The organism is Streptomyces sp. NPDC024555 (assembly GCF_055559335.1).
Map to the genome: position 1 here is coordinate 223,059 of NZ_JBVHKV010000010.1, position 25,069 is coordinate 248,127.

General features: G+C 75.2%; 12 protein-coding genes. 5 read left to right on the forward strand and 7 right to left on the reverse strand.

Going from position 1 to position 25,069, the window contains the following annotated elements:
- Positions 1-7: 7 nt before the first annotated feature.
- The 4 genes from ACZ4FH_RS19380 to ACZ4FH_RS19395 all read right to left on the reverse strand — a co-directional run bounded on the left by ACZ4FH_RS19380 (position 8) and on the right by ACZ4FH_RS19395 (position 15,827).
- The gene (locus ACZ4FH_RS19380; protein ID WP_467306087.1) at positions 8-6,601 is read right to left on the reverse strand and encodes a beta-ketoacyl synthase N-terminal-like domain-containing protein; all 6,594 of its coding nucleotides are present in this window, start codon (positions 6,599-6,601) and stop codon (positions 8-10) included.
- 90 nt (positions 6,602-6,691) lie between these two features.
- Positions 6,692-12,955 carry an SDR family NAD(P)-dependent oxidoreductase gene (locus ACZ4FH_RS19385; protein WP_467306089.1) on the reverse strand — a complete coding sequence of 2,088 codons (6,264 nt, stop codon included), beginning with the start codon at positions 12,953-12,955 and terminating at the stop codon, positions 6,692-6,694.
- A gap of 68 nt (positions 12,956-13,023) precedes the next feature.
- Positions 13,024-14,607 carry a PfaD family polyunsaturated fatty acid/polyketide biosynthesis protein gene (locus tag ACZ4FH_RS19390; RefSeq protein WP_467306091.1) on the reverse strand — a complete coding sequence of 528 codons (1,584 nt, stop codon included), beginning with the start codon at positions 14,605-14,607 and terminating at the stop codon, positions 13,024-13,026.
- 53 nt (positions 14,608-14,660) lie between these two features.
- Positions 14,661-15,827 (reverse strand): SDR family oxidoreductase, encoded by a 1,167-nt coding sequence (locus ACZ4FH_RS19395; protein ID WP_467306092.1) that lies wholly within the window; start codon positions 15,825-15,827, stop codon positions 14,661-14,663.
- A gap of 637 nt (positions 15,828-16,464) precedes the next feature.
- Here ACZ4FH_RS19395 and ACZ4FH_RS19400 point away from each other — a divergent pair.
- The 4 genes from ACZ4FH_RS19400 to ACZ4FH_RS19415 all read left to right on the forward strand — a co-directional run bounded on the left by ACZ4FH_RS19400 (position 16,465) and on the right by ACZ4FH_RS19415 (position 19,968).
- Entirely contained in the window at positions 16,465-17,844 is a 1,380-nt protein-coding gene (locus tag ACZ4FH_RS19400) for a WS/DGAT/MGAT family O-acyltransferase (RefSeq protein WP_467306093.1), read from the forward strand.
- 35 nt (positions 17,845-17,879) lie between these two features.
- Complete coding sequence (locus ACZ4FH_RS19405) at positions 17,880-18,494, forward strand: ABC transporter ATP-binding protein (RefSeq protein WP_467306222.1); 615 nt, start codon at positions 17,880-17,882, stop codon at positions 18,492-18,494.
- Positions 18,491-19,360: an ABC transporter permease gene (locus tag ACZ4FH_RS19410; protein WP_467306094.1), complete on the forward strand. Its 870-nt coding sequence runs from the start codon at positions 18,491-18,493 to the stop codon at positions 19,358-19,360. Before ACZ4FH_RS19405 ends, ACZ4FH_RS19410 begins: the two co-directional genes overlap by 4 nt.
- 86 nt (positions 19,361-19,446) lie before the next feature.
- Positions 19,447-19,968: a hypothetical protein gene (locus tag ACZ4FH_RS19415; protein ID WP_467306095.1), complete on the forward strand. Its 522-nt coding sequence runs from the start codon at positions 19,447-19,449 to the stop codon at positions 19,966-19,968.
- Between the two features lie 24 nt (positions 19,969-19,992).
- On the opposite strand, the gene ACZ4FH_RS19420 is transcribed toward ACZ4FH_RS19415, so the two are convergent.
- Positions 19,993-20,631, reverse strand: a complete 639-nt coding sequence (locus ACZ4FH_RS19420) for an HD domain-containing protein (RefSeq protein ID WP_467306097.1) — start codon at positions 20,629-20,631, stop codon at positions 19,993-19,995.
- An 89-nt stretch (positions 20,632-20,720) separates the two neighbouring features.
- Between ACZ4FH_RS19420 and ACZ4FH_RS19425 the strand changes: the two genes are divergently transcribed.
- A complete protein-coding gene (locus ACZ4FH_RS19425; RefSeq protein WP_467306100.1) occupies positions 20,721-21,734 on the forward strand; it encodes a GlxA family transcriptional regulator in 1,014 nt (337 codons plus the stop codon).
- Between the two features lie 99 nt (positions 21,735-21,833).
- Here the strand turns inward: ACZ4FH_RS19425 and ACZ4FH_RS19430 are convergent, their stop codons facing one another.
- Together ACZ4FH_RS19430 and ACZ4FH_RS19435 are read right to left on the reverse strand one after the other, a co-directional pair.
- Complete coding sequence (locus ACZ4FH_RS19430; protein WP_467306101.1) at positions 21,834-24,389, reverse strand: phosphatidylinositol-specific phospholipase C domain-containing protein; 2,556 nt, start codon at positions 24,387-24,389, stop codon at positions 21,834-21,836.
- A gap of 247 nt (positions 24,390-24,636) precedes the next feature.
- Positions 24,637-25,056, reverse strand: coding sequence for a MarR family winged helix-turn-helix transcriptional regulator (locus ACZ4FH_RS19435; protein ID WP_467306103.1), 420 nt, complete (start codon positions 25,054-25,056; stop codon positions 24,637-24,639).
- Between the last annotated feature and the right edge of the window lie 13 nt (positions 25,057-25,069).

Consider the following 25,069-nt stretch of genomic DNA (forward strand, 5'->3'; position numbering starts at 1 on the left):
GGCGGCCTCACCGTTCCGGATCGTCCGACACCACCCGCATGCCCAGCCCCCGTACGCGGTAGATGCAGACGTCGTCGCCCCAGAGCGAGGCGTCCGCCACCGTGTACGGGCGGCCGCGGTCGTCCGTGCCGCGTTCGACGATGTCCATGTCCACCCGGATGAGCCGGTTCGCCGGGGTGATCTGGCCGCGGTACGTCCACGTCGCCTCCCGGCCCGGAAGCACCGGCTCGAACCGGGGACGGGGCACACCCCGCGCCGCGTCCCGTTTCAGCAGGTCGAACCGGAGCAGCTGGCACATGGCCTCGACGCCCAGCGAGCCCGGCTGGACCGGGTCCTGGAAGAAGTGGGCCCGGAAGAACCACGCGTCGGGGCGGACGTCCTTCTCCGCGCGCAGCCGGCCGAGCCCGGCGCAGCCCCCCTCGGGCCAGTGGCCGGTGATCCGGTCGAGCATCATCAGCATGGGCCCGGGGAGGCGCAACTCCCCGGCGCAGTACCGTTCCGGACGCGCGGTCAGGTCCACGGCGCGCCCGCCCGGCGCGACGAGCCGGGCCCGGTCGTCGGCCGACACCGGGAGACCGGGCTGATCGGCGAAGGCCGACCGGGGAAAGAAGCCGAACACCGTGTCCAGGGCGAACACGGGCACCCCGTCCGCCGTGCACGACACCCGGAACGACTCGATGATCAGGTCCCCGCTCCGGGACAGCCGCGTCAGCTCCGCGCGGGTCCGCAGCACCCGTGTCGTCGGGGTCACCTCGCCGGTGACCGTCCCCGTCCCGTCGAGATTGCGGAACAGCAGGTCCGCGTCGGAGGTCAGGGCGCTGCCCACGTACGAGGCGAGCCAGCCGCAGGGCTGGAGGGCCGCCTCCATGAGCACGGCGAACGGCATGGTGCGGCCGTCGCCCTGCTCGAAGAACCAGGCCCGCTCGGGCACGTCGTACTCCGCGACGACCGCGCTGCCCTCCCGCATCCCGGCCTGCGGCCCGTCCACCGAGACGATCCGGCTCATGAAGTGGTACGGCGGCCCGGGAAGCCGTGCCACGCCCCGCGCCCCGTCGAACCGTTCGTACATCGCGCCGAACGCCTCGCTCGGCCGGCCCCAGGCGCAGGCCAGCAGCGAACGGTAGTCGAACGGGAAGCCGTCGGCCGCCCCGGCCACGGGCTTCTCCTCCCGGTGCCCGACGAGCCCGCCCAGCCGGGGGAGCGGAACCGGGTCGCCGCCGGTCTGCACGGCGGGCGGGCCCGAGTGCCGCCACTGGGACAGCGGCCAGTCGGGCACCAGCCGCAGCGCCATGTCCCGGCCCAGGAACGCCCTGGTCCCGTCCACCGAGCCCAGCACATCGGCATGGAGCGTCGGCTCGGGACCCGCGGACACCCCGCGCACGAACACCTCGTAGACGACCCGGCGCCCCTCGGGCGTGGCCTGTCCCCGGCACATGGCCCGGTACGGCTGTCCGGGCACCGGCTCGAACCGCCACCCGTCGCGCCCCACGGTGTGCCCCAGGGCCGTCAGATGGAACGCCATCGCCTGGAGCCCCCCTTGGAGCATCAGGGTGCCCGGCATGCACGGGTCGTTGGCGAAGTGCCCGTCGAAGAACCAGTCGTCCGGCCGGAGCGCGGTCTCGGCCCGCAGATAGCCGCGCCCCCACGGGCCCCCGGCCGGCTCGAAGACGCTCACCTCGTCCAGCAGGCGCAGCCGTTCCTCGTCCAGCCTCGGTGAGCGCACATGGGCCGCCGTGGCCTCCCAGCCGGGCCCGAAGCAGTCCGCGGGCCGTCCCTCGGCGAGGGCCCGCAGGTGTTCGGTGCCGAACCGGTTCCGGGTGCACCGCACGGCCGGCGGGTCGGACGGCAGCTCGTCCCCCGGGGCGTGCTCGGCCGGGTCCCACCGGACACCGCCGCCCGCGGCCAGTTCCGCGGGTGTGAAGAATCCCGCCCGGCCGTCGCGGACGCTCAGACGCAGTTCGCCGTCCACGTAGCAGTCGTAGTGGAAGAAGGCCAGCCGCACCCCGTGCGCCTCCGCGTGGCCGTCGACATGGATGTCGTACGACAGCGTGTCACCGGCCACGGGCGGGGTGCCGTGGAAGGTCACCTCGCAGCCGAGCAGCCGGTACGCACGCTCGCCCCGGTTCAGCAGGTCGGCGCCCAGCCAGCTGAGCAGCAGCAGATCGGCCTGCCCCGCCTCGATCAGCACCCCGGCCGGCATGCGTCCCGTGGAGTCCAGGTACCAGCTGTCCGCCCGGACGTCGGTCTCCGTCCAGATCCTGCCGTCCGTCCGCACCGGACCCGGCATCGCCAGCGCCGCCGGAACCGCGTCGATCCCGGTGACCCGGTCCGCCAGCAGCATCGGAGGCCCCGGCATCCGCGTCTGCACCGCGTACCCGTCCTGCTCGGCGAACCGGGGACCGAACAGGGCGGACACCCGGTGCCGGGCCAGGTACTCCAACTGCGCGCGGTCGAACTTCGGCCCCGGCCTGCCTTCCGGCCCCGGAACGCGGGGCTCGGGAGGACCGGGTTCCGGAAGTGACGGAAGCGGCGGCCCGGCAGCCGGACGCCCGACGGCCGGGACGGGGGACTCGGGCGCGGACGTGGCCGGCGCGAGCAACGGCGCTCCCGGCTGCCGGCCCAGCGCCGCCGCACCGCGCGCCGACATCCGCAGGAACCGCTGATGGGCCTCGGCGTGACGGGACATCACCTCGCGGTGCGTCTCGGCCGCCCGCGCGCTCACTGTGGCCAGCGCGGCCGCCCGCACACGCGCGGCGCTCTGCTGCTCGGTAACGGAGAGCGCGGCGGCCGGGTCCGTGGGGCCGGAAGCGGCACGGCCGTGCGGGAGCGCCGGGGTCTCGGTGGGGCCGGGGCGGTGGTCCGGGACGGGAGCGAGCTCGGGGGCCGGGGGCAGGGCGGTCACGGAGGGCTCCGGTTCGGGGAGGCACGGGAACGGGAGCGCGGGGACGGTGATTTCGGGGCCGGGGCGCGGGCGCCGCGTCGCGGCGCCCGCGAGCCGGGCGAACAGTTCCTCCGCCCGGACCGGGACCCCGGCGACGACGAGTTCGCCCACGGCCAGGCACAGCTGCCGCAGACCGCCGTCCTCCGGGGAGTCCAGGGCGACCGCCACATGCTCCCGGTCACCGAGAACCCGTTTGATCCACCCGGTGCACAGCTTCTGGGGACCGTGCTCCACGAAGACCCGGACCCCGTCGGCATACGCCTGCTCGATCGTGGCCGCGAAATCGATCGTGCCCATCCCCTGGGCGGTGACCGCGTCGGCGGCCAGCTCGGCCGTGGGCACGTACGACCGGCCGGTCGCCCCGCTGTAGAAGCGCACACCGGGCACCTCGACGGTGGGCCGGTAGTGCACGGCCCGCCACAGGTCCCGGACCTCCGCCAGCTCCGGGGCGTGGGCGGCGATGTCGTAGTCCAGTTCGACGGCGAGATCGGCACCGATCGCGGCGACCGCCGCCGCGCACGCCCGGGACTCGCCGCCGATCACGCAGACCCCGGGAGCGTTCACCGCCATCAGATGGACCGCGGAACGCCCGGAGAGCTCCGCGCGCACCCGGTCCAGGGGCGCCGCGACCAGATGGCTCGACCACCGCGTCCCCGCGATCCCCTTCCGCCGCCACTGACGGCGCACCGCCCGCAGTTCGCCGGTGAGTTCGGTGGTGAACAGGCCGCTGTCCCGGGTGGCCTCGTACAGCCCCATGGCGTCCGGCCAGGCGCCGAGCGCCACGAGGGCGGTCGACTCGCCGGAGGAGTACCCGACGGCCGCGTCCGGCCGCAGCCCCAGGACCTCGCGACTGAGCACGGTGTGGACGGCGGCCACCTCCGCGGCGGACCAGATCTGACGGAGCACCCCGAGCCGCGACCCGGTCCGCACCCGCGCCGCGACCCCCCGGTGACGGGCCCGGAAGGACGCGCCGAGCGAGGGCAGCGCCAGCATCAGTCCCTGGCCCATTCCCTCGTACGCGGCCGAGCCGTTGGTGTACACGAACGCGACCTGCCCCTCCACCGGCGCGTCCCGGAACAGCACATCGGCCGGCCGTGCCCCGCCCTCCATCAGCCAGCGGCGCGCGGCCCGCCCGCACTCCGGGTACCGGGCGTCGTCGGCGACGAGGGCCAGCCGGGCCGGCCCCGTGCCGGACTCCGCGCCGGCGTCCAGCGCCGCCAGGACCTCCTCGCGGTCCGCCCCCGAGAACACGCGCAGACGGGGCGCGGCACCGTCCAGCCACGGCAGGGCGTCCCCGGCGCGCAGCCGTACGCGCACGGGCGGCCCCTCCACCGGTGTCACCACCACCCGCGCGGTGTGGGGGACGGCCGCGGTGTCGGCCGGAGCGTCCGGCCGGGGCGCCGCGCGGTGCCGCAGCGCGAGCGCGGCCACCGCGACCGACACCAGACCGGACGCCGCGTGGGCCCGCCCGAACAGCGCGCAGGGGTCGAAACCCGCGTCGGGACCGTCTCCGACGATCAGGTCGGGTTCCTCGGCGGACTCCTCGTCCAGCAGCGCCACGACCGGGTCCCCGTCCTCGCGGGCGGTGTCGAGCAGTTTGAGGACCAGGACGACGGCCGCGTCACCCGGAGCGTCCTCGCGGCCCAGCTCCCGCAGGGCGGCCCGGTGGACCGCCTCGTCGGACACGTCGCAGGCCCCCACGAGCACGGCATCGGCCTCGCCCGCGCGCAGGGCCCGCGCCGCCAGACCCAGCGCGACCGGACCGGAGGCCTCCTCGGCCGAGACCGTGAAACCGGGCCCGCCGAGGTCGAGCTGGGTGCTGATGCGGTTGGCGGCGAGGTTCGGCATGCTGCCGACCACCCCCTCCGCCGTCATCGGCGGTCCGAACGCGTCCCGGGCCGCGCCGGCCGGGACGGACGCGGCCCGCCCGGACTCCTCCAGCCAGTGCGGCACCCGCCACCGGGCCCCCGCCCGCGCCACCTCCGGATCCACCCCCGTCCCCACGACGACCATGGTCCGCTCACGCGGCAGCCGCACCGCACCTGCGGCCTCCCGCGCGGCCTCCAGCACCAGCAGCTGATGACGTGCCGTCCGCTCCAGACCCGACGGGGGGAAGCACAGGTCCGTCAGCGCCACCGCGAAGTCCCGGGCGGGCACGCCCCGTTCGCCGCTCAGCACCGCCCGCCGCAGATCCTCCGCGGACCGGCCCCCGCCGACCCGCGCCCCGACCGCGACGATCGCCACCGGAGCACGCCCCCCGGCTGCCGGGGACGCCCCGGCGCGAGCGGGCACGGACACGGGCGCCGCCTCCCGGGCCCGTCCCCGCGCGGGCACCGCCGGATCGTCCGGGAGGTCCACGATCAGATGGGCGTTCGTGCCGCCGAAACCGAAGGCGCTCACCGCCGCCCTGCGCGGCCCGGTCCACTCCTCCGGCTCCGTGAGCACCCGCAACGGCGTCCCCGCCAGGGACTCCAGCGGGCGCTCCGCGCCGAGCGACGCCGGACGCACCCCCGCCCGCAGCGCGCCGAGCACCTTCAGCAGACCGGCCGCACCGGCCGCCGCCAGCAGATGCCCCACATTGGACTTCACCGACCCGATCGGCACGTCGTCCCCGGCCCCGAAGACCTCGGCCATGGCGCGCGCCTCCACCGCGTCCCCGACCGGTGTCCCCGTCGCGTGGCACTCGACCAGCGACACCGAACCGGGGGCGACCCCCGCCCCGGCGTACGCGAGGCGCATCGCCCGGATCTGACCCTCCTCGGACGGGCTGATGAGACCGGACCCCCGCCCGTCGTTGGAGAGCCCCACGCCCCGGACCACCCCCAGCACCGGCACCCCGGCGGTCCGGGCGTCGCGCAGGCGCATCAGGGCGACGAACCCGGCGCCCTCCCCGTGCACCAGCCCGTCCGCCTCCGCGTGGAAGGGGCGGCTGCGGCCCGTCCGGCTGCTCGCGGACAGTCCGCAGAACCCGATGTGCAGATAGAGCGGGTCGGGCCGGCTGACCGCACCCGCCACCATGAGATCGGCCGTGCCGTCGTGCAGCCGGTCGCACGCCAGCTTCACCGCGTACAACGACGACGCGCACGCCGCGTCCAGCGACCACGCCCCCGCACCGAGCCCGAGGGCACGGGCGGCCAGCGCGGCGGGCAGCCCCGAGGAGAAGCGGTTGCGCGCGTCGGGACGCGTCCGGCGACCGCCCGTCAGCAGGGCGTCCCGCAGCGGCGCCCGCTGCCCGGACAGCCAGACGTGCTCGGCGAACGCGGCCCCCGACTCGGTCGGGTACGACAGATTGCCCAGCACCAGTCCGCCCCGCGGCAGCGGACCCTCGCGGCCCGCCTCCACCAGCGCCTGGCGCGCCCCGTACAGCACCCAGTGGAACAGCGGGTCCAGTCCCGCGATCCGCTCCGGGGAGATCCGGAACCCCTCCGGATCGAAGACGGAATCGAACCGCTCCACATACCCGGCGACGTCCGACCACGTCCGGTCCAGCGCGTTGTCCACCGTCCCCGTCACCCAGCGGCGCGGCACCCGCCAACGGCCCTCCGGAGCGGCGGACAGACCGGAGCGCCCGGCGGCGACGTTGTCCCAGAACGTGTCCGGATCGAGCGCGCCGGGCAGCACACAGCCCCGGCCGACGACGGCGATCGGTTCGAAATCCATACGGCTGCTCACTTAGCGCGGGGTACGGGGGAGGGGGAGGAACGGCAGGGGCGGCGGGCACGGGCCGTGCCCGCCGCCCCGGTCACCGCGTCAGGAGGGGACGCGGACCAGTTCGACGCCGATCAGTTCCAGCCGGACCGCGCCGTCGGCGTCGATCAGCGCCGCGTCGCACCGCGCCCCCGTCGCGTGCGTCTTCCGCCCGCGGACGACACACCGCACGCCGTCGGCGGCCACCGGACCGCGCCGGTGCACCCGGCACTCGGCGACGGCCATCGGCAGCGTGCCCGCACCGAGCGTGCCCTCGGCCCACAGCAGCGCGAGCTGGAGGGCGCCGTCGACGGCGGCCACGTCCAGCGGCCCGTGCGGGGGCGCCCAGTCCAGCCCCCGCACCCCCGCCACCACGGCCTCGGCCCCGTGCTCGGACCTGCCGTCCACCGCGCGCAGCGCGTGGAACCGGCCCCCGTGGAAGAGGACCGTGCCCTCGTACGGATCCGGCGCGTCCAGCGGCTTCAGACCGGCGGGCGTCTCCCACACCCCGGGGGCGGGCACATCGGCCCCGGCGTCGACGACCGCGCGGAAGTGCGCGGGACCCTCCCCGGCACACAGCTCCGTCTCCACCGCCGACGGAGCGCCGGGCGCTCCCCGGCTGCCGCGGACGGTGACGGGATGGCCCGGTCCGTCCAGGTCCGGCAGCGCCAGCGTCCGGTACACCCGCAGGTCCCGCACGACGACGGGGCCGCCGCCGGGCGCCGGAAGCCAGGAAACCGCCGCTCCCGCGAACCAGTCGAGGACCATCGCCACGGGCAGCACCGGGACTCCGGCCGGTGCGTGGTCGGCGAGCTGCGGCAGCGCGTCGGCGCGCACCAGCGCCTGCACCGGGGCGGGTTCACCGGCCGGGGCCATCGCCGCCGGGTCGTCCCCGGCCACGAGGACGACACGCGCCTCGTCACGGGACGCGCCCAGTTCGGCCGTGAACGCGGCGGCCCCCCGCTCCAGCGGGATGAGCGGCACCCCGGAGCGGCCGAAGTGGGCCGCGAGCGACGGGGTGACCATGCCGCCCCGCCAGGGCCCCCAGGCCACGGACCGCACCAGGCAGCCGGGGCGGCGCACCTGTTCGGCCGAGGCCACCTGCTGAAGGATCTCGTTGGCCATGGCGTAGTCGCCCTGCCCCGGGTTGCCGTACACGGCGGCCACCGACGAGAACAGGCAGACCAGCTCCAACGGATCGTCCGCCGTCGCCGCCAGCAGCGCCCGCAGACCGTCCACCTTGGCCGACATCACGAGCTCCGCCTGCGGGTCGCTCTTGTCGGCGATCCGCTTGTCGGCCAGGACCCCCGCCCCGTGCACGATGCCGGTGACCGGCCCCCAGTCGGCCCGGACACCGTCCAGCGCCGCGGCGAGCGCGGCGGCGTCCCGGGCGTCCGCCACCACGTACCGCACGGGTGAACCCGCCGCCTCCAGCGCCGCCACCGTGGCGCGCACCTCGCGCGCCGCGAGGATCTCCCGCGCCCGCGCCGCGATCCGGGCGGGCGAGGACTCCGCCGAATCCGCGTCGGCGCGCTCCGCGAGCAGCCGGGTGAGCGCCGCCGCGTCGGAGGCGGACGGGAAGGCGTCGGGCCCGGTGCCCGGATCGGTCCGCCCGACCAGCACGATCCTGGGACGGTACGCCCTGGCCAGGTCCAGCAGGGCCGCGGCGGTCACCCCGCGCCCGCCGCCGGTGGCCACGACGACCGACGCGGACGTGAGGATCCCGGCCCCGTCGCCGCGGGACTCCGGCGGGCGCGGCACCAGACGCGGTACGGCACGCGCCCCGTCCGCCCGCAGCCCGACCTCCGGATCGCTCCCGCCGTCGAGGAGTTCCCGGACGACGGCCTCGGCGACCTCCTCGTCCGTCCGGTCGCCGCGTTCGCAGTCGATGACCCGGCAGGAACTCCCCGGCCACTCCTTCGCCGCCGTCCTCACCAGCCCGGCCACCCCGCCCAGCCAGGCACGGCCGGCCGCGCGCCCGCCGAGGCCGAAGTCGCCCCCGGTGTCCTGGACCGCCACGAACAGCACGCCGTCCCGCGTTGCGTGCGCCGCCACCGTCCGCGCCGCGCGCAGCGCCGACCGGTGCACGTCCCGCGCCTCCTCGGCGGCGTCCGCCGCGCCGGACGCGGTGAGCGCGCCGAGGTGGACGACGGCCCGCGCCTCCGCGGGCACCTCGGCCGCGGCGGTCGCCCTGACGCCGTGCCCGGCGAGCTTCGCGGCGACGAGACCGGTCAGCGCGCACCCCTCCGGGCCCTCCCCGGTCACCACCACCGGACCGTCGAACAGTCCGGCCGTCGCCAGTCCGGAGACCGGAGCCACGGCCATCCGGGGCACCAGCCGGGTCAGCCCCCCGGGCTCCTGTGTCCGGGCCGCCGGCAGCCCGGCCGCCGGATCCGGCTCCGCAATGCTCCCGGTGCCCGTGAGCGGTGTGTGCTCGGTGCTCAGCAGCCGGCCGTCCGCGTCCGGGCCGCGAAACCCGGCACCCTCGCCGGTGCCGGACCCCGCGCCGAGGCCGTCGGACGCCTGATCGCCGCGGGGTCCCGGAACGGCCGGACCCGTCTCCGAGGAAGCCGCACCGGACTCCGGGCCGGTCGCGGTGATCGCGCCGACGATCTCCCGCAGCGTACGGAGCCGGGCCAGCTGCCCGAAGTCGCTGCCCGGCAGATCACCCACCCGCCGGCGCACGGCCGACAGGATCTCCACGCGCTTGATCGAGTCGACCCCCAGATCCGCCTCCAGCTCCATGTCCAGGGTGAGCATGTCGGAGGGGTAGCCGGTCAGCCGGGCCACGACCGACAGCAGAAGCTCCTCCAGCTCCGGCACCGACAGGGCCGACGGGACCGCCCCGTCGTCCGGGGACGGGGACGGGGCTGGGGCCGGTGCCGGAACCGGATCCGGGACCGCGAGCGGAACGTGCGCGGAAGGCGCCGGCGCGGGCGGGGGCACGGAAGGCACCGGGGACAGCGGAGGCGCGGACACCGGAAGCGGGGGCGGCACCGCGGGCACGGGCGCGAGCGACGCGTACGGCACGTCGGGCAGCGCCGCCGGGAGGTCCGGCAGCGCCTCCGTCAGCGCCGGGACGGGCAGCGGCTCCCCGGAAACAGGCACACCGAGCAGCGCCGAAAGACTCGTCTCGGTCATCCGCAGGAACGCCACATGGCTCTCCACCAGCATGCGCTGACAGGCCGCGTGGGCCTCCGCGGTCTGCCGGTGGATGCGGTCGATCGCGGTGTACAGACCGGGGCCGTGGACGGGAACGTCCGCGGACACCGGCGGACACGGTGCCGCCGTCGCGTCGGCCGCGGGCTGCCACGGGGCGTCGTCGGGGGCGACGGCGGGGGTGGGGACGTACGGGGTCATGGGGGCCGCCTGGAGGTCGGGCTCGGATACGTAGGGGGGCCGGGGCCGGTCGTCCGGCACACCGTCGGGTTCGGGAAGCGGGCCGGTGGGGGCGGGGGACGTGCGCCGCTCCGTCCCGGCCGGTTCGGGGGCGGCGGCCACGGCCGACGGGGCGCGGGGCGGGGGGAGAGGGTCGGTGCGGTTGCCGCCGCTGATCCTCACGGTCATCCGGGGCGCACGCGCCGGCTCCGGCGGCCCGGACGAGCCGTAGGGCGTCCAGAGCGCGTCGAGCCGGAGCGGGACGCCGAGCACCGAGAGTTCACCGAGCGCCGCCGCCAGACCGCCGGCCCGGCCGGGCCGGTCCAGGGGGACGGCGGCGTGCGGGCGGTCACCGAGGATCTGCCCCACCAGGCCGCTGAGCGCGTGGCCCGCGCCGACCTCCACGAACGTCCGGACACCGCGTGCGTACATCGCCTCGATCTGGTCCCGGAAGAGGACCGGCGAGGCCAGCTGACCGGCGATCCGGCGCCGCACCTCGTCGGGGCCCGCCGGATACGGGGCCGCGTCGGCGTTCCCGTACACCTCGATGCGCGGCTCCGTGAGCGGCACCTCCCGCAGATACGCGGCCAGCGGCTCGGCCGCGGACGCGACGAGCGGGCTGTGGAAGGCGGTTGACGTGGCCAGCCGCCGGGTGCTCACCCCCTCGGCGCCGAAGGCCTCCTCGGCGCGCGCGACCGCCTCGACCGAGCCCGAGAGGACCACCTGGCGCGGCGCGTTGTGGTTCGCCTCCCACAGAGCGCCGTACGCGCCGTCGGCCAGCACCCGCGCCACGTGCTCCCGGTCCGCGGCCACCGCCAGCATCGCGCCCGGGGTCACGGCCGCGTCCCGCATCAGCTCACCCCGGCGCCGCGCCAGCCCCACCAGCGCCGGGGCGTCCAGCACGCCCGCGCAGTGCAGGGCCACCAGCTCACCGAAGCTGTGCCCCGCCACGCAGTCCGGCCGCAGCCCCAGCTCCCGCACCACCTCCAGCAACGCCACCGCGTGCACGGCGAGCGCGGGCTGCGCCCACTCCGTGGCCTCCAGCAGCGCGCTTCGGCCGGCCCGTTCGGCGTCGGAGAAGGCGGGCGGCGGGAACACCACCCGGTGCAGCTCACGGCCTTCGAAGCGGACGCCGCCGAGCCGGTCCCAGACGTCCTGGGCGGCCGGCACCTGCATGGCCGCATCGGCGCCCATCCCGACGTACTGCGCCCCCTGGCCGGGGAACAGGAAGCCGACGCGCCCGAGTGCGGCCCCGCCGTACGCGTACCGGATGCCGGACGGAATGCCGAACGCCGCCTCGGGCCGCTTCCGGATCAGAGCCAGGGCCCGGCGGTGCTTCTCCCGCAGATCCGCCGTGTCGGTGGCCACGACGGCCAGACGCAGCCGGCCGGCGGGGGAGAAGGACGCCTGGCTCTCCCGGGCGAGCGCCGCGAGGGGACGGTCCTCGTCGGTCCCGGCCGGCAGGACCAGATCCGCCGGGGACGCGCCGCTGAACAGCACGAGTTCGTCCGGCGCCACCCGATGGCGCGGCACCGCTCGTCCCGCGCCGGACGCGGGCACGTACTCCTCCAGCGTCACATGGAAGTTGCTGCCGCCGAATCCGAAGCTCGACACCGACGCGCGACGCGGATGCCCGGCGGGCCGCACCCACGGGCGGGCCCGCGTGTTCACGTAGAACGGGCCGCCCGGCACGGCCGCCGCCGGATTCGGCCGGTCCACCTTGACGGTGGGCGGCAGCACCTTGTGGTGCAGGGCCATGACCGCCTTCAGGAGGCCCGCGGCCCCCGCCGCGCACTTGGTGTGGCCGATCTGCGACTTCACCGAGCCGATGGCGCACCAGGGCCCGTCGCTGCGGCCCGTCTCGCCGAACACCTCGTTCAGGGCGGCCAGTTCGGCGGTGTCCCCGGCCTTCGTGCCGGTACCGTGCGCCTCGACCAGCTCCACCGTCTCCGGACCGTAGCCCGCGTCCTCGTAGGCCCGTCGCAGGGCCCGCGCCTGACCCTCGGGCAGCGGCGCGTAGATCGCCGTGCTCCGGCCGTCCGACGAGGTGCCGATGCCCCGGATCACCGCGTGGATCCGGTCGCCGTCCCGCTCCGCGTCGGCCAGCCGCTTCAGCGCGTACATGACGACGGCTTCGCCGAGCAGGGTGCCGTCCGCGTCGGCCGAGAACGGCCGGCAGTCACCGCTCGGGGACAGGGCGGGCGTCTTGGAGAAGCACAGGAACATGCCCACGTCGTTCCCGGTGTCCACACCCCCGCTGATCACCAGATCGGCCCGGCCCAGCGCCAGTTCACCGACCGCCGTGGACAGCGCCGCCAGCGAACTGGCGCACGCCGCGTCCGCCGTGTGGTTGATGCCGTGCAGATCGAAGCGGTTGGCGACCCGGCCCGCGACCACATTGCCCAGCAGCCCGGGGAACGTCGTCTCCCGCCACGGGGAGAAACGGTCCGCGATGCGGTCGCACACCGCGTGCGCCTCGGCCTCACCGAGCCCGTGCTCCCGCAGCGCGGCGTGCCACAGCGGACGATGGGTGCGCCCCACCATGTGCGGAAGCAGCTCCAGGGCCGCCGCGCCGAGGACGACGCCGGTGCGGTCGCGGTCCACCCGGTCCGGGCCGCCGGCGTCCGCCAGCACCTGGTCGGCGACCATCAGCGCGAGGAGCTGCGAGGCATCGGTCGACGCCAGGGCGGTGGGCGGCACACCGTAGGCCATCGGGTCGAAGTCCACCTCCGGCAGGAAGGCACCGCGCCGGGCGTACGTCTTGTCGGGGGCGGCCGGATCCGGGTCGTAGTGGTCCTCCCACCGCCACCGCGACGCCGGCACCTCGGTGACCTGGTCGCGTCCGCCGCAGATGATCCGCCAGTAGCCCGCCGCGTCCGTCGCGCCGGGCACCAGCGCGCCCACACCGACGACGGCGACAGGGGTCCGGGAAACGGGGGCGGCGGACACGGGTTCTCCTCGGGGTACGGGCCGGGACGGGACGGGCGGGGCCTCGGGCGGGCCGCCGGGGCGGGCGTTCACGACGGCTCGCACGGCACATGGCGGAAGGCGTCGGAGGGCAACGGGACTCCGTAGGTCCGCAGCTGATGGGCGCGGGTCAGCACGGCCGCCCCTTCGAGCAGATGGAGGGCGATGCCCACCACGGTCCGGTGCGCGGGCGCGGCCAGCGGGGTGCCCGCCACCCACTGGTTGAAGGCGCCCATCGACGGCCCGCACCAGATCTGGTAGTCGGTCCTCCGCGCCGTCTCCCCGGTGATCGCCCACCGGCTGGAACTGCCCAGGTACCAGCGGAAGACCAGCGCCATCCGGTGCTTCGGATCCGCCTCCGCACGGGCGGTCTCGGCGGGGTCGCGCCGCTCCCAGAACGCCCGGGTGCGCTGCCAGACCTCGTCGAACGACGCCCGCAGCACCTCGCGTTCGAGCGCGGAGCGCAGGGCGGCCGGGATCTCCTCCAGCGAGGCGTGGTCCCGGTACGCCGCGTACAGCCGGCCGGCCCGCCGGGCGAACATCGTGCCGCGCGACAGCACCTGGAGCTTCACTCCGAGTTCGAACATGTCGGCCGCCGGGGCCATCGCCACATCGGCGATGTCCGCCTCGCACAGCATCGCCTTGGCCTCGTCGGACAGACCCGCCTCGACGGCGGTCTGGTTCACCGACCCGGTCACGACGTACGAGGCGCCGAGCGCGAAGGCGGCGGCCACCGCGCCGGGAGTGCCGAGGCCGCCCGCCGCGCCGATCCCGACCGGCCCGCGGTAGCCGTACCGCCGGCCGAGCGCGTCCCGCAGCGCGGCGATCCTCGGCAGCAGCACCGACAACGGCCGGTTGTCCGTGTGGCCGCCGCTGTCGGCCTCCACGGTCAGGTCCTCGGCCACCGGCACCCGGGCCGCGAGATCCGCCTCCTCGCGGGTCAGCCGCCCCTCGGCCACCAGCGCGTCCAGGACGGCGGCCGGGGCGGGGGAGAGGAACCGCTCGGCGACCTCGGGACGGGACACCTTCGCGAGGATCCGGGTCGGCCGGACGACGTCCCCGTCCGGCCCCCGCCGCAGCCCCCGGGCCGCGCACCACACCACGGCCGGGGTCAGGTCCATGAAGGCGGACGCGGAGATCCGGGGCACCCGGCAGCGCACGAGGAGTTCGGCGACCCGCGTCTCCAGCGCGGGTTCGGTCGGGGAGTGGAGCAGGTTCACGCCCCAGTTGGCGCGGCCCTCCAGCTCCCGTGCCAGTCCGTGCACGGCCCGCTCCACGTCCGCGTACGCCAGTCCGCCCGCGCCGAAGAAGCCCAGCATCCGGGACCGGGCCATCGCCGCGACCATGGACGTGGTCGCGATCCCGTTCGCCATCTCGCCCGCGACATAGGGGAACCGCACCCCGTGCGCCTCGCAGAACGTCCGGCCGCCCAGCCATTCGGGATAGAGCGGGGGCAGCGTGCCGAGCACCCGGAAGCCGGGCGGGGGACCGAGCGCCAGCCCCCGCTCGCGGCCGTCCGGCGTGCTGACGACATGGACGGGCTCCCGGATCCGCCGCGCGAGGGCGGCGATGCCGTCGAGGGAGAAGGCCGGGGCCGGGGCGGCGGGGGAGCCGGAGGCGGCGAGGACGGACACGGAACGGCTCCAACACGAGAGGGGACGCGGGGCGATCGACGGAGGCTGCGGAATCAGGTGCGGAGCGCGGAGCGGGCACCGGCGGCCGGGGGGCCGGGCGGTGCCGGGACACCCTCCGCACGCGGCGCGAGACCCGACCACAGATAGGCGGGACCGACCGGCGCGGACACGGCCGAGGCCCCCAGCAGGGACCGCACCCGCGTGTCGTCGAACCGCCGCCGGTGCGACAGGTACGCCGTCATCCCCGGATACGACGCCAGCAGCGCCTCCAGGGCCGTCGGCGGGTCCGGCGCGGCGTCGACCAGATCGATCGCGAGCGGGGCGAGACGTTCCAGCAGACCGAGGACCACCGGTCCGGGAACGTCCCGGTCGTGCACGACGTGATACGTGTCGACCCCGCCGGACGGTGTCCGCGCGGCCAGCCGCACCATCACCTCGGCCGCGTGCTCCACCTGGAGCAGGTTCAGCCGGCACGCGGGGTGCCCCACCAGCCGCACACGCGGCCGGCCGGCCCGCGCGCCGCCGTACGGAACGGGCGGATGACCCGCGGCGCGGGGCGCGTCCCGCAGGATCCGCTCGACGACCAGCAGCGGGTGCGCGGGCAGTTCGGGATGCGGCGGCCGGTCGGTGACCAGGATGCTCGGCCGCAGGACCAGCACGGGGCGGCGGTGCTCCGCGGACCAGGCGCGCACCAGCAGCTCCGCCTCGTACTTCGAGCGCTCGTACGCGTTCTCGAAGCCGTCGTCCGCGTCCAGCTCGTCCTCGTACGCCACCCCCTCGCGCCGCGCCCCGGCGACGAAGGCGGTGCTCACATGGATGACGCGCGTACGCAGCCGGCCCGCCGCGGCCAGCTCCAGCACCTGCCGGGTCCCCTCGACATTGGTCCGGCGCAGCCCGGGGAGATCCCCTTCGAGGTTGATGCTGCCCGCGCTGTGCCAGAGCGTGCCGACGGTGTCGGCCAGCTCCTGGAAGGCCCGCTCCGTCAGGCCCAGCCTCGGACGCGCGAGATCGGTCTCCACGACGCGCAGCCGCGTGGGGAGCTCCGCGGTCAGCGCGGCCGGGGCGCCCGTCAGTTCGAAGAACCGGGTGATGCGGTGCAGGGCGTCCCCCGACCCCGCGTGGGCCAGAACCGTCAGTGAGCGGTGCGTGTCGAGCAGCAGGCGCAGCAGGCGCAGTCCGAGAAATCCGGTGGCGCCGGTGAGGGCGACGTGCACGGCCATGGCTCCAAGGGCTTCGGAAGGGGGAAGGGCCCGCACCCGGACGCGGGAGCGACGAGGACGCGGGCGGCGGACGGGCCGGCTCCGCACCCCCGGACGGCGGCGGGGAACGGAGAGCGGCGCACCGGGCGACCCCGTGGACCGCGCACCGGCCGACACCGTGCCGTCGCACGGAATCCTCCGGTCGCACCGCCATCTCCACGGCCCCGGAGGCCCGTTGATCCCGGCGCACGGCACACAATGGCAGACGGCGAACGGGACGAACCCCCTCCTCCGGCCCGCTCACCCGAAGGGATGACGAGGCGGACGCCCACGTCAACAGCGGTACGGCACCTGCTCCGCACCGGCCCGGAAGGCGCCGGTCACCCCCGAGCGCGACGCGTCGTCCGGCAACGCCCCGACGGACATCCCCCCTTCGGGGGAATCCGTACCGGCACCCCCGGGACGGGGATCCCGCGCTCCGGACGGGCACGGACCACGGCGTACGGCACGCGCCCGGGACGGTCCGTGCGTACGGGCGGTCATCCTGAGGGGCTGTGCCGGAGGAACCGGGCGGAAACGGAACACGAACCGTCCGCCGCGCGGACCGTCCCCCGGCCGTCCCTGCCGCTCGTCCGCCACGCATTGGAGCCACGAACCCGTGTCCGATCCCGAGACGTCCGCCACGACGGCGACGCCCCCGCCCGCCGAGCCCCACGTCCCGTCCCCCCGCCCCGACGCCGGCTCCGGATCGTCCCCCCGCCCCGAACGGGCCGCCCCGCCGCCCCACAGGCCCGCCCACCCCGTGGACCGCGCCTTCCTCGGCCTGGAACGCAGCCGCCCCGACATCCGCTGGGACGGGGGCGGCGTCGTCGATCTCACGGGCCCGCCCCCGACCCTCGCGGAACTCCGCGCCTATGTGGCGCACCGCGTCGCGCGCCTGCCGCTGCTCACGAGCCGGATCACGGACGCCCGGCCGCCGCGCTGGCGGACGGACCCCGGCTTCGCCGCCGACCGGCACGTCGACGAGGTCGTCGCCGACGGCCCCGACGGCGCGGACGCCGCCCTGCACACCGCGCTCAACGCCCCGTTCGCCCCCGGCGCCTACTGGGGGCTGTGGCTGATCCACGGCCACGCTCCGGACGCCTACCTCCTCTGCTACCGCTTCCGCCACGCCGCCCAGGACGGCGGCGCCGCCGCCATGACCTTCCGCGCGCTGCTCGGCGACGGCGAGCCCTCCCGCCGCCCCGTCCCCGCCCGGGGCGGCCCGGCCACCGCACCGCGCCGCACCGTCGTGGCCGCCGGACTCGCGGCGAGGTTCCTGGCCCGCACCTTCGCCGGACGGCGCCCCGCGGTCGCGTACACGCCCACCGGGGAACGCCGGTTCGGGCGGGCCCGCGTCCCGGCCGACACCCTGCGCCGCATCGGCGCCGCCCGCGGCGGTTCGGCGCACGACGCCCATCTCGCCGCGCTCGCCGGGGCGTTGCGGACCTGGGCGGACGAGCAGGGCGTGCCCCTGCCGCGGGCGACGGCCCTGCTGCCCGTCGACGCCCGGCGCCCCGACGACGAACAGATCTGGGGCAACCGCTGCTTCGCCCTGCCGCTGGACCTGCCCCTCGGCCCGAGGGGCGCGCCCCCCGGCGGAACGGCCGGGGCGCGGCGGCTGGACGCCGTGATGGCCGTGACCCGGAAACTGCGGGGCGCCGTCTGGCGGCGGGCCATCGGCGACCTGGTCCGCCACATGCCCGCCCGGCCCACCGCGTGGTACATGCGCCGGCTCCTCTCCCCGCGCGTCTCGCACGTCATGGCCACCTCGATGCCGCTCGCCGACCGGGGCGGCCTCGGCGAATCCCGGGTGACGGGCACCGCCCTGGTGCCGCTGTTCGTCCCGGGCCAGCTCTGCGCGGTCGGACTCGCGTTCTACGGGGAGTGGGCCGAGGTGTCCGTCGTCGCCGACAGCGGACTGCCGGGCGCCCACACCCTGCCGGGGCTCTGGGAACGGGCCGTGCGGGAACTGGAGGAGAGCGTGGCACCCCGGTGAACCCCGCACAGGACCCGTCGCGACGGACCGCCGCCCTGAATGTCGCGGACGTGCACCACGCGTACCGCACCCACGCCGTTCTGCGCGGCGTCGACCTGGTGCTGCGCCCCGGCACCCTCGCCGGGATCGTCGGGGAGAACGGGGCCGGGAAGTCGACCCTGCTCAAGATCCTCGCCGGTGAACTCGCCCCCGACCGGGGCACGGTGCGCCACGCCGGCCGGTTCGGCTACTGCCCGCAGGCCGTGGTCCTGGACGACGCCTTCACCGTCCGCCAGCACCTCGACTTCTTCCGCGGCGCGTTCGCCCTGCCGGACCTGGGCCGGGCCGAGGAGGTGATGGAGATCCTGGGGTTCACCTCCTACCTCGACCAGCGGGCCGGACGCCTCAGCGGCGGTTCGCGCCAGAAGCTCAACCTGACGCTGGCCCTGATGCACGACCCCGACGTCCTGCTCCTGGACGAGCCCTACCAGGGCTTCGACTGGGAAACGTATCTGCGCTTCTGGGACCTGGCGACGGCCCTGCGCGACGCGGGCCGCTCCGTCCTCGTCGTCTCGCACCTCGCCTACGACATCGACCGGCTCGACCAGCTGTGGCGCCTGGAGGACGGACGCCTGCACCGGCAGCACACCCGTACGGAGGCGATCGCGTGAGGCGGCACTGGTCCCTGTTCACCACGGCGTCCCGCTACGCGCTGATCGGGCACGCCCGCAACCGGTTCGCGATGCTCCTGGTCGTCGTGTACATCCCCGTCTGGATCGGGCTGGCCTATGTGGCCATCCCCGGCCACCCCGCCCCGTTCCGGCTCCGGGCCACCGGCGAGATCCTCTCCCCGCCGGGCAACCACCTCACCCAGATCACCGGAGCGCTGAACGCGGTCACGCTGATCGCGGGCTTCATGATGTTCGCGGCCACCTTCACCGGCGGCGCCTTCGACCGCAGGCTCGCCATGGCCGGCTACCCGCGCCACCACCTGGTCCTCGCCAAACTCACCGCGCTCACCCTGGTCTGCTCGGCGGTCGCCGTGTACGCCACCGCGGCGGCCGGATTCGCCTGGACCCCGCACCAGCCCGCCGCCCTGGCCGTCGCGCTGTTCTGCGCCGCCCTGACCTACGGGGCGCTCGGCGTCGTCCTCGGATCGGTGCTCCGCCGGGAGGTCGAGGGCATGTTCGCCATCCTGATGATCAGCATCCTCGACGTGGCCCTCCAGAACCCGCTCTCCAGCTCCGGCTCGGACAGTGCCGTCGTGCGGTTCCTGCCGACCTACGGAGCCGTCCAGGCCGCCATGGCCGCCGCCTTCTCCGACGCCCCCGTCGGCCAGGGGCTGGCCGTACAACTGCTCTGGCTGACCGGCGCGGCCTGCGCCGGCTACCTCGTCTTCCGCAGACGCACCCGCAACGCGCTACCGGCCCGGCGAACGGGCCGCATCCCGGCCCCGGCCCGGCCCCGGCGGAGCCGGCACAGCGGCGGACCACCCCGTCGGAGCGCCCCCGCACCACCGGCCCGGGGGCGGCCGTGACCTCACCGCACGAGTGATCGTTCTGTAGCCGTCGGGCGCCGCTGCGGTGCCACGACGCCACCCCCCGTACAAGGAGCTGACCCGTCATGACTCTTTCGCGCACCTCGCGCGGCGCCGTCCTCGCCGCGGCGCTCGTCTCCGTCTCCGTGCTGGCCGCGCCCTCCCCGGCCCGCGCCGCGTCCCTGCCGCCCGCCTGCCAGGAGGCCCTGCTGGAGACCATGGACAAGTTCCCCGTCGTCGACTACACCGTCCCGGACAAGGCCAAGAACGCCCTGATCGGCGAGGTCCTGGGGCTGAGCGAGGCCGACCAGCAGGCCTTCACCGAGAAGGCGTGCGCCGCCTGGAACACCTGGGCCACGAACAACGGCACGGCCGTCGCCGGTGACCTCGACACCCGCTACCGCAGCGCGGCCGGCCCCGCCTGCAACAAGTTCACCAAGTCCTCCCTGGCCGCGCTCAAGAAGTACTCCCCGAACGTGCCCGCCGAGACCCGCGACCTGGAGAAGCTGGCCAAGAGGATCTGGCAGAGCGCCATGGAGAAGCTGGCCGCCAACGCCACCAACGCCGACTGCCGCACCGCCTACGACAGCGCGAAGTCCGGCTGGTAGCGGGGACCGGCCCGCGGGCGCGGCCTACTCCGGCCACGCGGACGCCCTGATGACCTCCACGAAGTCCTCGCGTACGAAACCGGGCACGAAGTGCGCGAGGACATCCGCCTTCACATTGCCGAAGGCCGTCCCGGGCCGGTCCCGGATGCCCTCGGTGAACGCGGCCAGGATCCGGTTCTTGAAGTCGGGCCGCGGATGCGCGGCCACCACCGCCGCGCGCTCCTCGTCCGTGACCGCTCCGTAGCCGATCCCGAGGACGTCCAGCTCCACCCCACGGGTGACCAGGGCGATCTCGGGTGCCATGTGCAGCGGGATCTGCGGGGTGGTGTGCAGGGCGATCGCCGTCCACACCCGGTCGGCCCGCTCGCCGTCGATGCCGTGCCGGCCCAGGAACGCGCGCGCCTCGTCCGCGCCGTCGATCTCGAAGCGCTGGTCGGTACGGCGATACCGCTCCGTGAGCCCGAGGTCGTGGAAGAGCGCCCCCACGTACAGCAGCTCCGGATCGAACGCGAGCCCCTGCCGCCTCCCGCGCAGCGCCCCGAAGAGGAACACCCTCCGGGAGTGGTCGTAGAGCAGCGGTGACGCCGCGTCCCGCACCAGCTCCGACGCCTCGCGCGCCAGGGCGCTGTCCGGGATCCGTACGCCTGCGACGATCTCGCCCATGCCGACGGCCCTGCCTCTCCTGCCGGGCCGGCCGTGTCCGGTACGGCCGGCGACCCCTCCACCCTCGCTCCCGGGCGTACCCTGATGCCATGTCCCTGGAGCCACACACCCCACAGATCCGGACATCGGAGGAGGGGCACCGCGTCGCGTTCCTGGTGTTCGACGGGGTGACGCTGCTCGACGTCAGCGGCCCCCTGGAGGTCCTGCACCGGGCGGGGGCGTTCGGCCGTCCGTATGTTCCCGTGCTGGTCTCCCCGGGCGGCGGCGACGTGACCACGGCCTCGGGCCCCGTCCTGACCCGTACGGTCCGGCCGGCCGACGCCGGACCCGTCGACACCCTCGTCGTCGCGGGCGGCGACGTCCTCGCCGGGGCGCCGCCGGACCCGGAGCTGCTGGCCGCGGCGTCCCTGCTCGCCGGGCGGGCCGCGCGCGTCGCCTCGGTGTGCACCGGTGCCTTCGTCCTCGGCGCACTCGGTCTGCTCGACGGGCGCCGCGCCACGACGCACTGGCGGCACGCGGCGGCGCTCGCCCGCCGCTGCCCCCGGGTCCGGGTGGAGCCGGACGCCCTGCACATCCGCGACGGCCGCTACCTCACCTCGGCCGGGATCAGTGCCGGGATCGATCTGGCTCTCGCGCTCGTCGAGGACGACCACGGGGCGGAGGCGGCACGCGAGGCCGCCCGCGAACTCGTGGTGTTCGTCCAACGGCCCGGCGGCCAGTCCCAGTTCTCCACGGCCCTCGCGACACCCGCGCCGCCCGGGGAGGTCCTGCGCACCGTCACGGACGCGGTGCTCGCGGACCCGGCGGGCGACCACGGCCTCGCCGCGATGGCGGCGGCCGCCTCCGTCAGCCCGCGCCATCTGGCCCGGCTGTTCCGCGCGGGCCTCGGCACGACGCCCGGCCGCTGGGTCGAACGGGTCCGCCTGGACCGCGCGGCCCAGCTCCTGCTGGACGGACACAGCGTGACGTCGGCCGCCCGGCACAGCGGCCTCGGCAGCGACGAAACCCTCCGGCGGGCGTTCGCCCGCCACTTCGGCACGACCCCCAGCGAGTACCGCACACGTTTCGCCACGACACGCACCTCCGGCACGCGCCGGAGGTGACGTGGCGCGGCAGGGTGCACCCCGCCGCCCGCCTCGCCCCGCCGGAGACCCGACGGGGCGAGACGCGCGCGAGGGGTGCGGACGGAACCCGGATCCGTCTCAGATGTGGACGCGGAAGCCGGGGGAGCCGGTCCCGGTGGCGATGACCCCCTGATCGGCCCACTTGAGCGCGCCGGACGCGTTCGTCGTGTGGAGATAGGCGCGGATCGCGCCGTTGTCGTCCACGACCAGATAATCGGCGCGTCCGTCGGCGTTGATGTCGGCGAAGCGGATCTGGGAGGCCAGCCAGCCGGAGGAACCCGTGGCGACGACGCCCTGGTCCGACCAGCCGCCGCGGCCGTCGCCGCCGGTGTTCACGTACGCGTGGGTGGCGCCGTTCGGGCTGATGACGAGGTAGTCGGCGCGCGCGTCGCCGCCGATGTCCGCGAAGCGGACCTGGTCGCCGGTCCAGGCGGACGAACCCGACGCGATGACGCCCTGGTCGGCCCACTTGATGGCGCCGGTGGTGGCATCGGTGGTGTTCAGCAGGGCGCGGGTGGCGCCGTTGGCACCGACGACGAGGTAGTCGGCGCGTCCGTCGGCGTTGATGTCGGCGAAGCGGACCTGGTCGCCGGTCCAGCCGCTGGACCCGGTGGCGATGGTGCCGATGTCCTGCCAGCCGCCGCGTCCGTCGCCCCCGGTGTTGAGGAAGGCGTGGACGGCCCCGTTGGCCGGATCCACGACCAGGTAGTCGGCGCGCGCGTCCCCGCCGACATCGGCGAAGCGGACCTGGTCGGCCCGCCAGGCGCTGGAGCCGGAGGCGATGACGCCCTGTTCGCTCCACTCCACGGCGCCCGTGGTGGGGTTGGCCGTGTTGGTCCAGGCCCGGACGGCGCCGTTGTCGTCCAGCACCAGGTAGTCGGCCCGTCCGTCGCCGTTGATGTCCACGTCGTAGTCGCCGAAGGCGGACGCCTTGCGGGGCGGCGCCGGTTTGACCTCGACGGTCTCCTTGATCCAGCCGGCCCCGGCGACGGCCGTGATCCCGTGCAGGAAGGCGTTCATCATCTTGGTGTAGCCGGCGTTGTTGGGATGCAGGTTGTCGTTGAGGTCGGCCGTGGTCAGCGCGCCCATGCTCACGCGGGCGATCTTGTACCCGCGCTGGGCGCGGTCCGTGACGATGCCGGGAATGGCCGCGTTGTACGCGTCGACCCGGGCCTGGACCACCGGGTCCGTGGCGGGCACCAGCGAGGCGACGACGACGACGGTGTCGGGCGAGGCCGTGTGGATCTGGTCGATGAGCGTCGCCAGCCGCTGGGGCGCGGTCGCCACCTGGTAGTCGCGGTTCATGTCGTTGGTGCCGATGTGCAGCGTGACGACATTGGGCTTCGCCTCGGCGAGCCAGGTCTCGATGTTGGCCTGCAACTCGTCGATGCGCCAGCCGGAGTGGCCCTCGTGACGCGTCACCCCGTCGGCGTCGACCTGCGATCCCACGAACTCCAGGGTGCCCGCGTGCCCGGCGAGCTTCTGCGCCAGCGCGGGACGGTAGCCGGTCCGCGTACTGCTGCCCACGCCGAGCGTGATCGAGTCCCCGAGCGGCATCACGGCCAGTCGCGGAACGCTCCAGGCGGGGCCGTCCCAGGGCCGGTTCGCGGCGATGATCGTCTCGATCATCGCGTAGCCCGGATAGTCCATCATCACCTCACCGGTGCGGTTCGCCACGCTGCCGAGCGGCCCCAGGACCTTTTCGTTGACCCGGTCCGCGACGGCCTTCGGATAGGCGGCACCGCTCGACCCGCTGGTGTAGTTCACATAGATGTGCTGGGCGTCGGTGTCCGTGTTGGCGGCGTTCAGATGGGCGACGACCTTGTCGACCTTGTCGTTGATGGCCCCGGGGAGGAGGTTCGGCACGGTGTAGTCGTCCTGGATGCGGAGGCTGTCACCGACGAGGCCGTACGTGCCGCTGGCGTCGCCCACGTTGCGGAAGCGCTCCAGGACGATCTTCCCCCGTACGTCCCCGAGCGTCGGCACGGCGGCCTGCTTGTCCCCGCTGACCGAAGGGCCCCAGAAGGAGGCGGCGTTGGGGTCCTCGGCGAGGTACTTGCGGAAGACGGCGACGCGGTCCGCGTCGGTGGTGGACGAGGGATCGTCCTTGCAGTCCACGCTCAACGGACCGCTGCTGTTGTCGCACTCGGCCCGCAGATGCATCATCACCGTCTCGCGGGGGTGCGCCCTGAGGAAATCGGCGAGCACCCTGAGGACGTCGGCGAAGTTCGCGTCCTGGTAGACCTTGCTGTGATGGATCGTGAAACTGCCGCCGATCACCCGCACGCGGATGTCGATGGAGCGGATGCCGGCCTGGAGCTGGCCGGCGAGCGTCTCGGCGCTGGGACCGCCGTTCTGCTGGGTGTACGTCATGTCGCCGCCGCGGATCGACAGCGTCTCGTGCGTTCCGGGAACGGAGAGCCAGCCGAGCGGCGTCGCGTCACCGATGCCCCGCATCCAGTCGGGGTTGTGCGTCTTTCCGATCGACCGGTAGGCCGGGTTGTCCGTGTCGTCGTCCAGGGCATGGGCGAATCCCGGACTCAGGACGGTGAGAATTCCGGCCAGGGCTATGAGTGTGGAGAGGAGGGCGGCGATTCTTCGCCGGCCGTACGTCTCCGTCAGGTGATGTCTCACGCGAGGTCTCCAGAAGGGTGGGCGCGCATGTCCGTCCATTCGGGCCGATGCCGAATCGACGGGACGCGTCGGACGCGTCGGGAACATGCCGTCTGTGGGGGAGAGCGTCGCGTGCCGTGCTGACGTTTCGATAACGCGCGGCTAACACCGCCCACGGCGCCTGACTCATCAACTCAAGCCGGTACGGGGTTACTTGTCGAGCCCTCAGGAGACACGGATACGGAACGGCCTTCCGCCCGCCGCCGGTTCAGACCTCCGGCTGCGCGGCGAGACGTCGCAGAAGACCGAGCAGTTCCGTCCGGTCCTCGTCCGGCAGGGGGGCGAAGTGCGCGGCGAGCACGGTGTCGGCGACCTTGTGCCCGGCGGCCAGGAGTCGTTCGCCGGCCGGGGTGAGACGGTGCTCGATGCGCCGGCCGTGCCCCGGCCGCCGTTCGACGAGGCCGGGCGCCGTGAGGCGGCCGATCAGCGTGCCGAACGCCTGCTCCGTCTGGAACGTCGCCGCGGCCAGTTCGCGCGCGGACGCCCCGGGGGAGCGGCCGATCGCCCGCAGGGCGTCCCACTGGGCCAGCGTCGTGCCGATGTCGCCCAGGGCGCGGTCCAGTGCCCGGTGCTGCCGGTACTGCACCTGCTTGACGGCCCTGCCGAGTTCCTGCAGCTCACTGTGCATGGGTCGAGTCTAC

Bases quoted from the DNA above. Each gene is read 5' to 3' on its own strand.
- ACZ4FH_RS19415 (WP_467306095.1), top strand. From the start codon at position 19,447: ATGACTCTTTCGCGCACCTCGCGCGGCGCCGTCCTCGCCGCGGCGCTC.
- ACZ4FH_RS19425 (WP_467306100.1), top strand. From the start codon at position 20,721: ATGTCCCTGGAGCCACACACCCCACAGATCCGGACATCGGAGGAGGGG.
- ACZ4FH_RS19435 (WP_467306103.1), bottom strand. From the start codon at position 25,056: ATGCACAGTGAGCTGCAGGAACTCGGCAGGGCCGTCAAGCAGGTGCAG.
- ACZ4FH_RS19395 (WP_467306092.1), bottom strand. From the start codon at position 15,827: ATGGCCGTGCACGTCGCCCTCACCGGCGCCACCGGATTTCTCGGACTG.
- ACZ4FH_RS19380 (WP_467306087.1), bottom strand. From the start codon at position 6,601: ATGGATTTCGAACCGATCGCCGTCGTCGGCCGGGGCTGTGTGCTGCCC.
- ACZ4FH_RS19420 (WP_467306097.1), bottom strand. From the start codon at position 20,631: ATGGGCGAGATCGTCGCAGGCGTACGGATCCCGGACAGCGCCCTGGCG.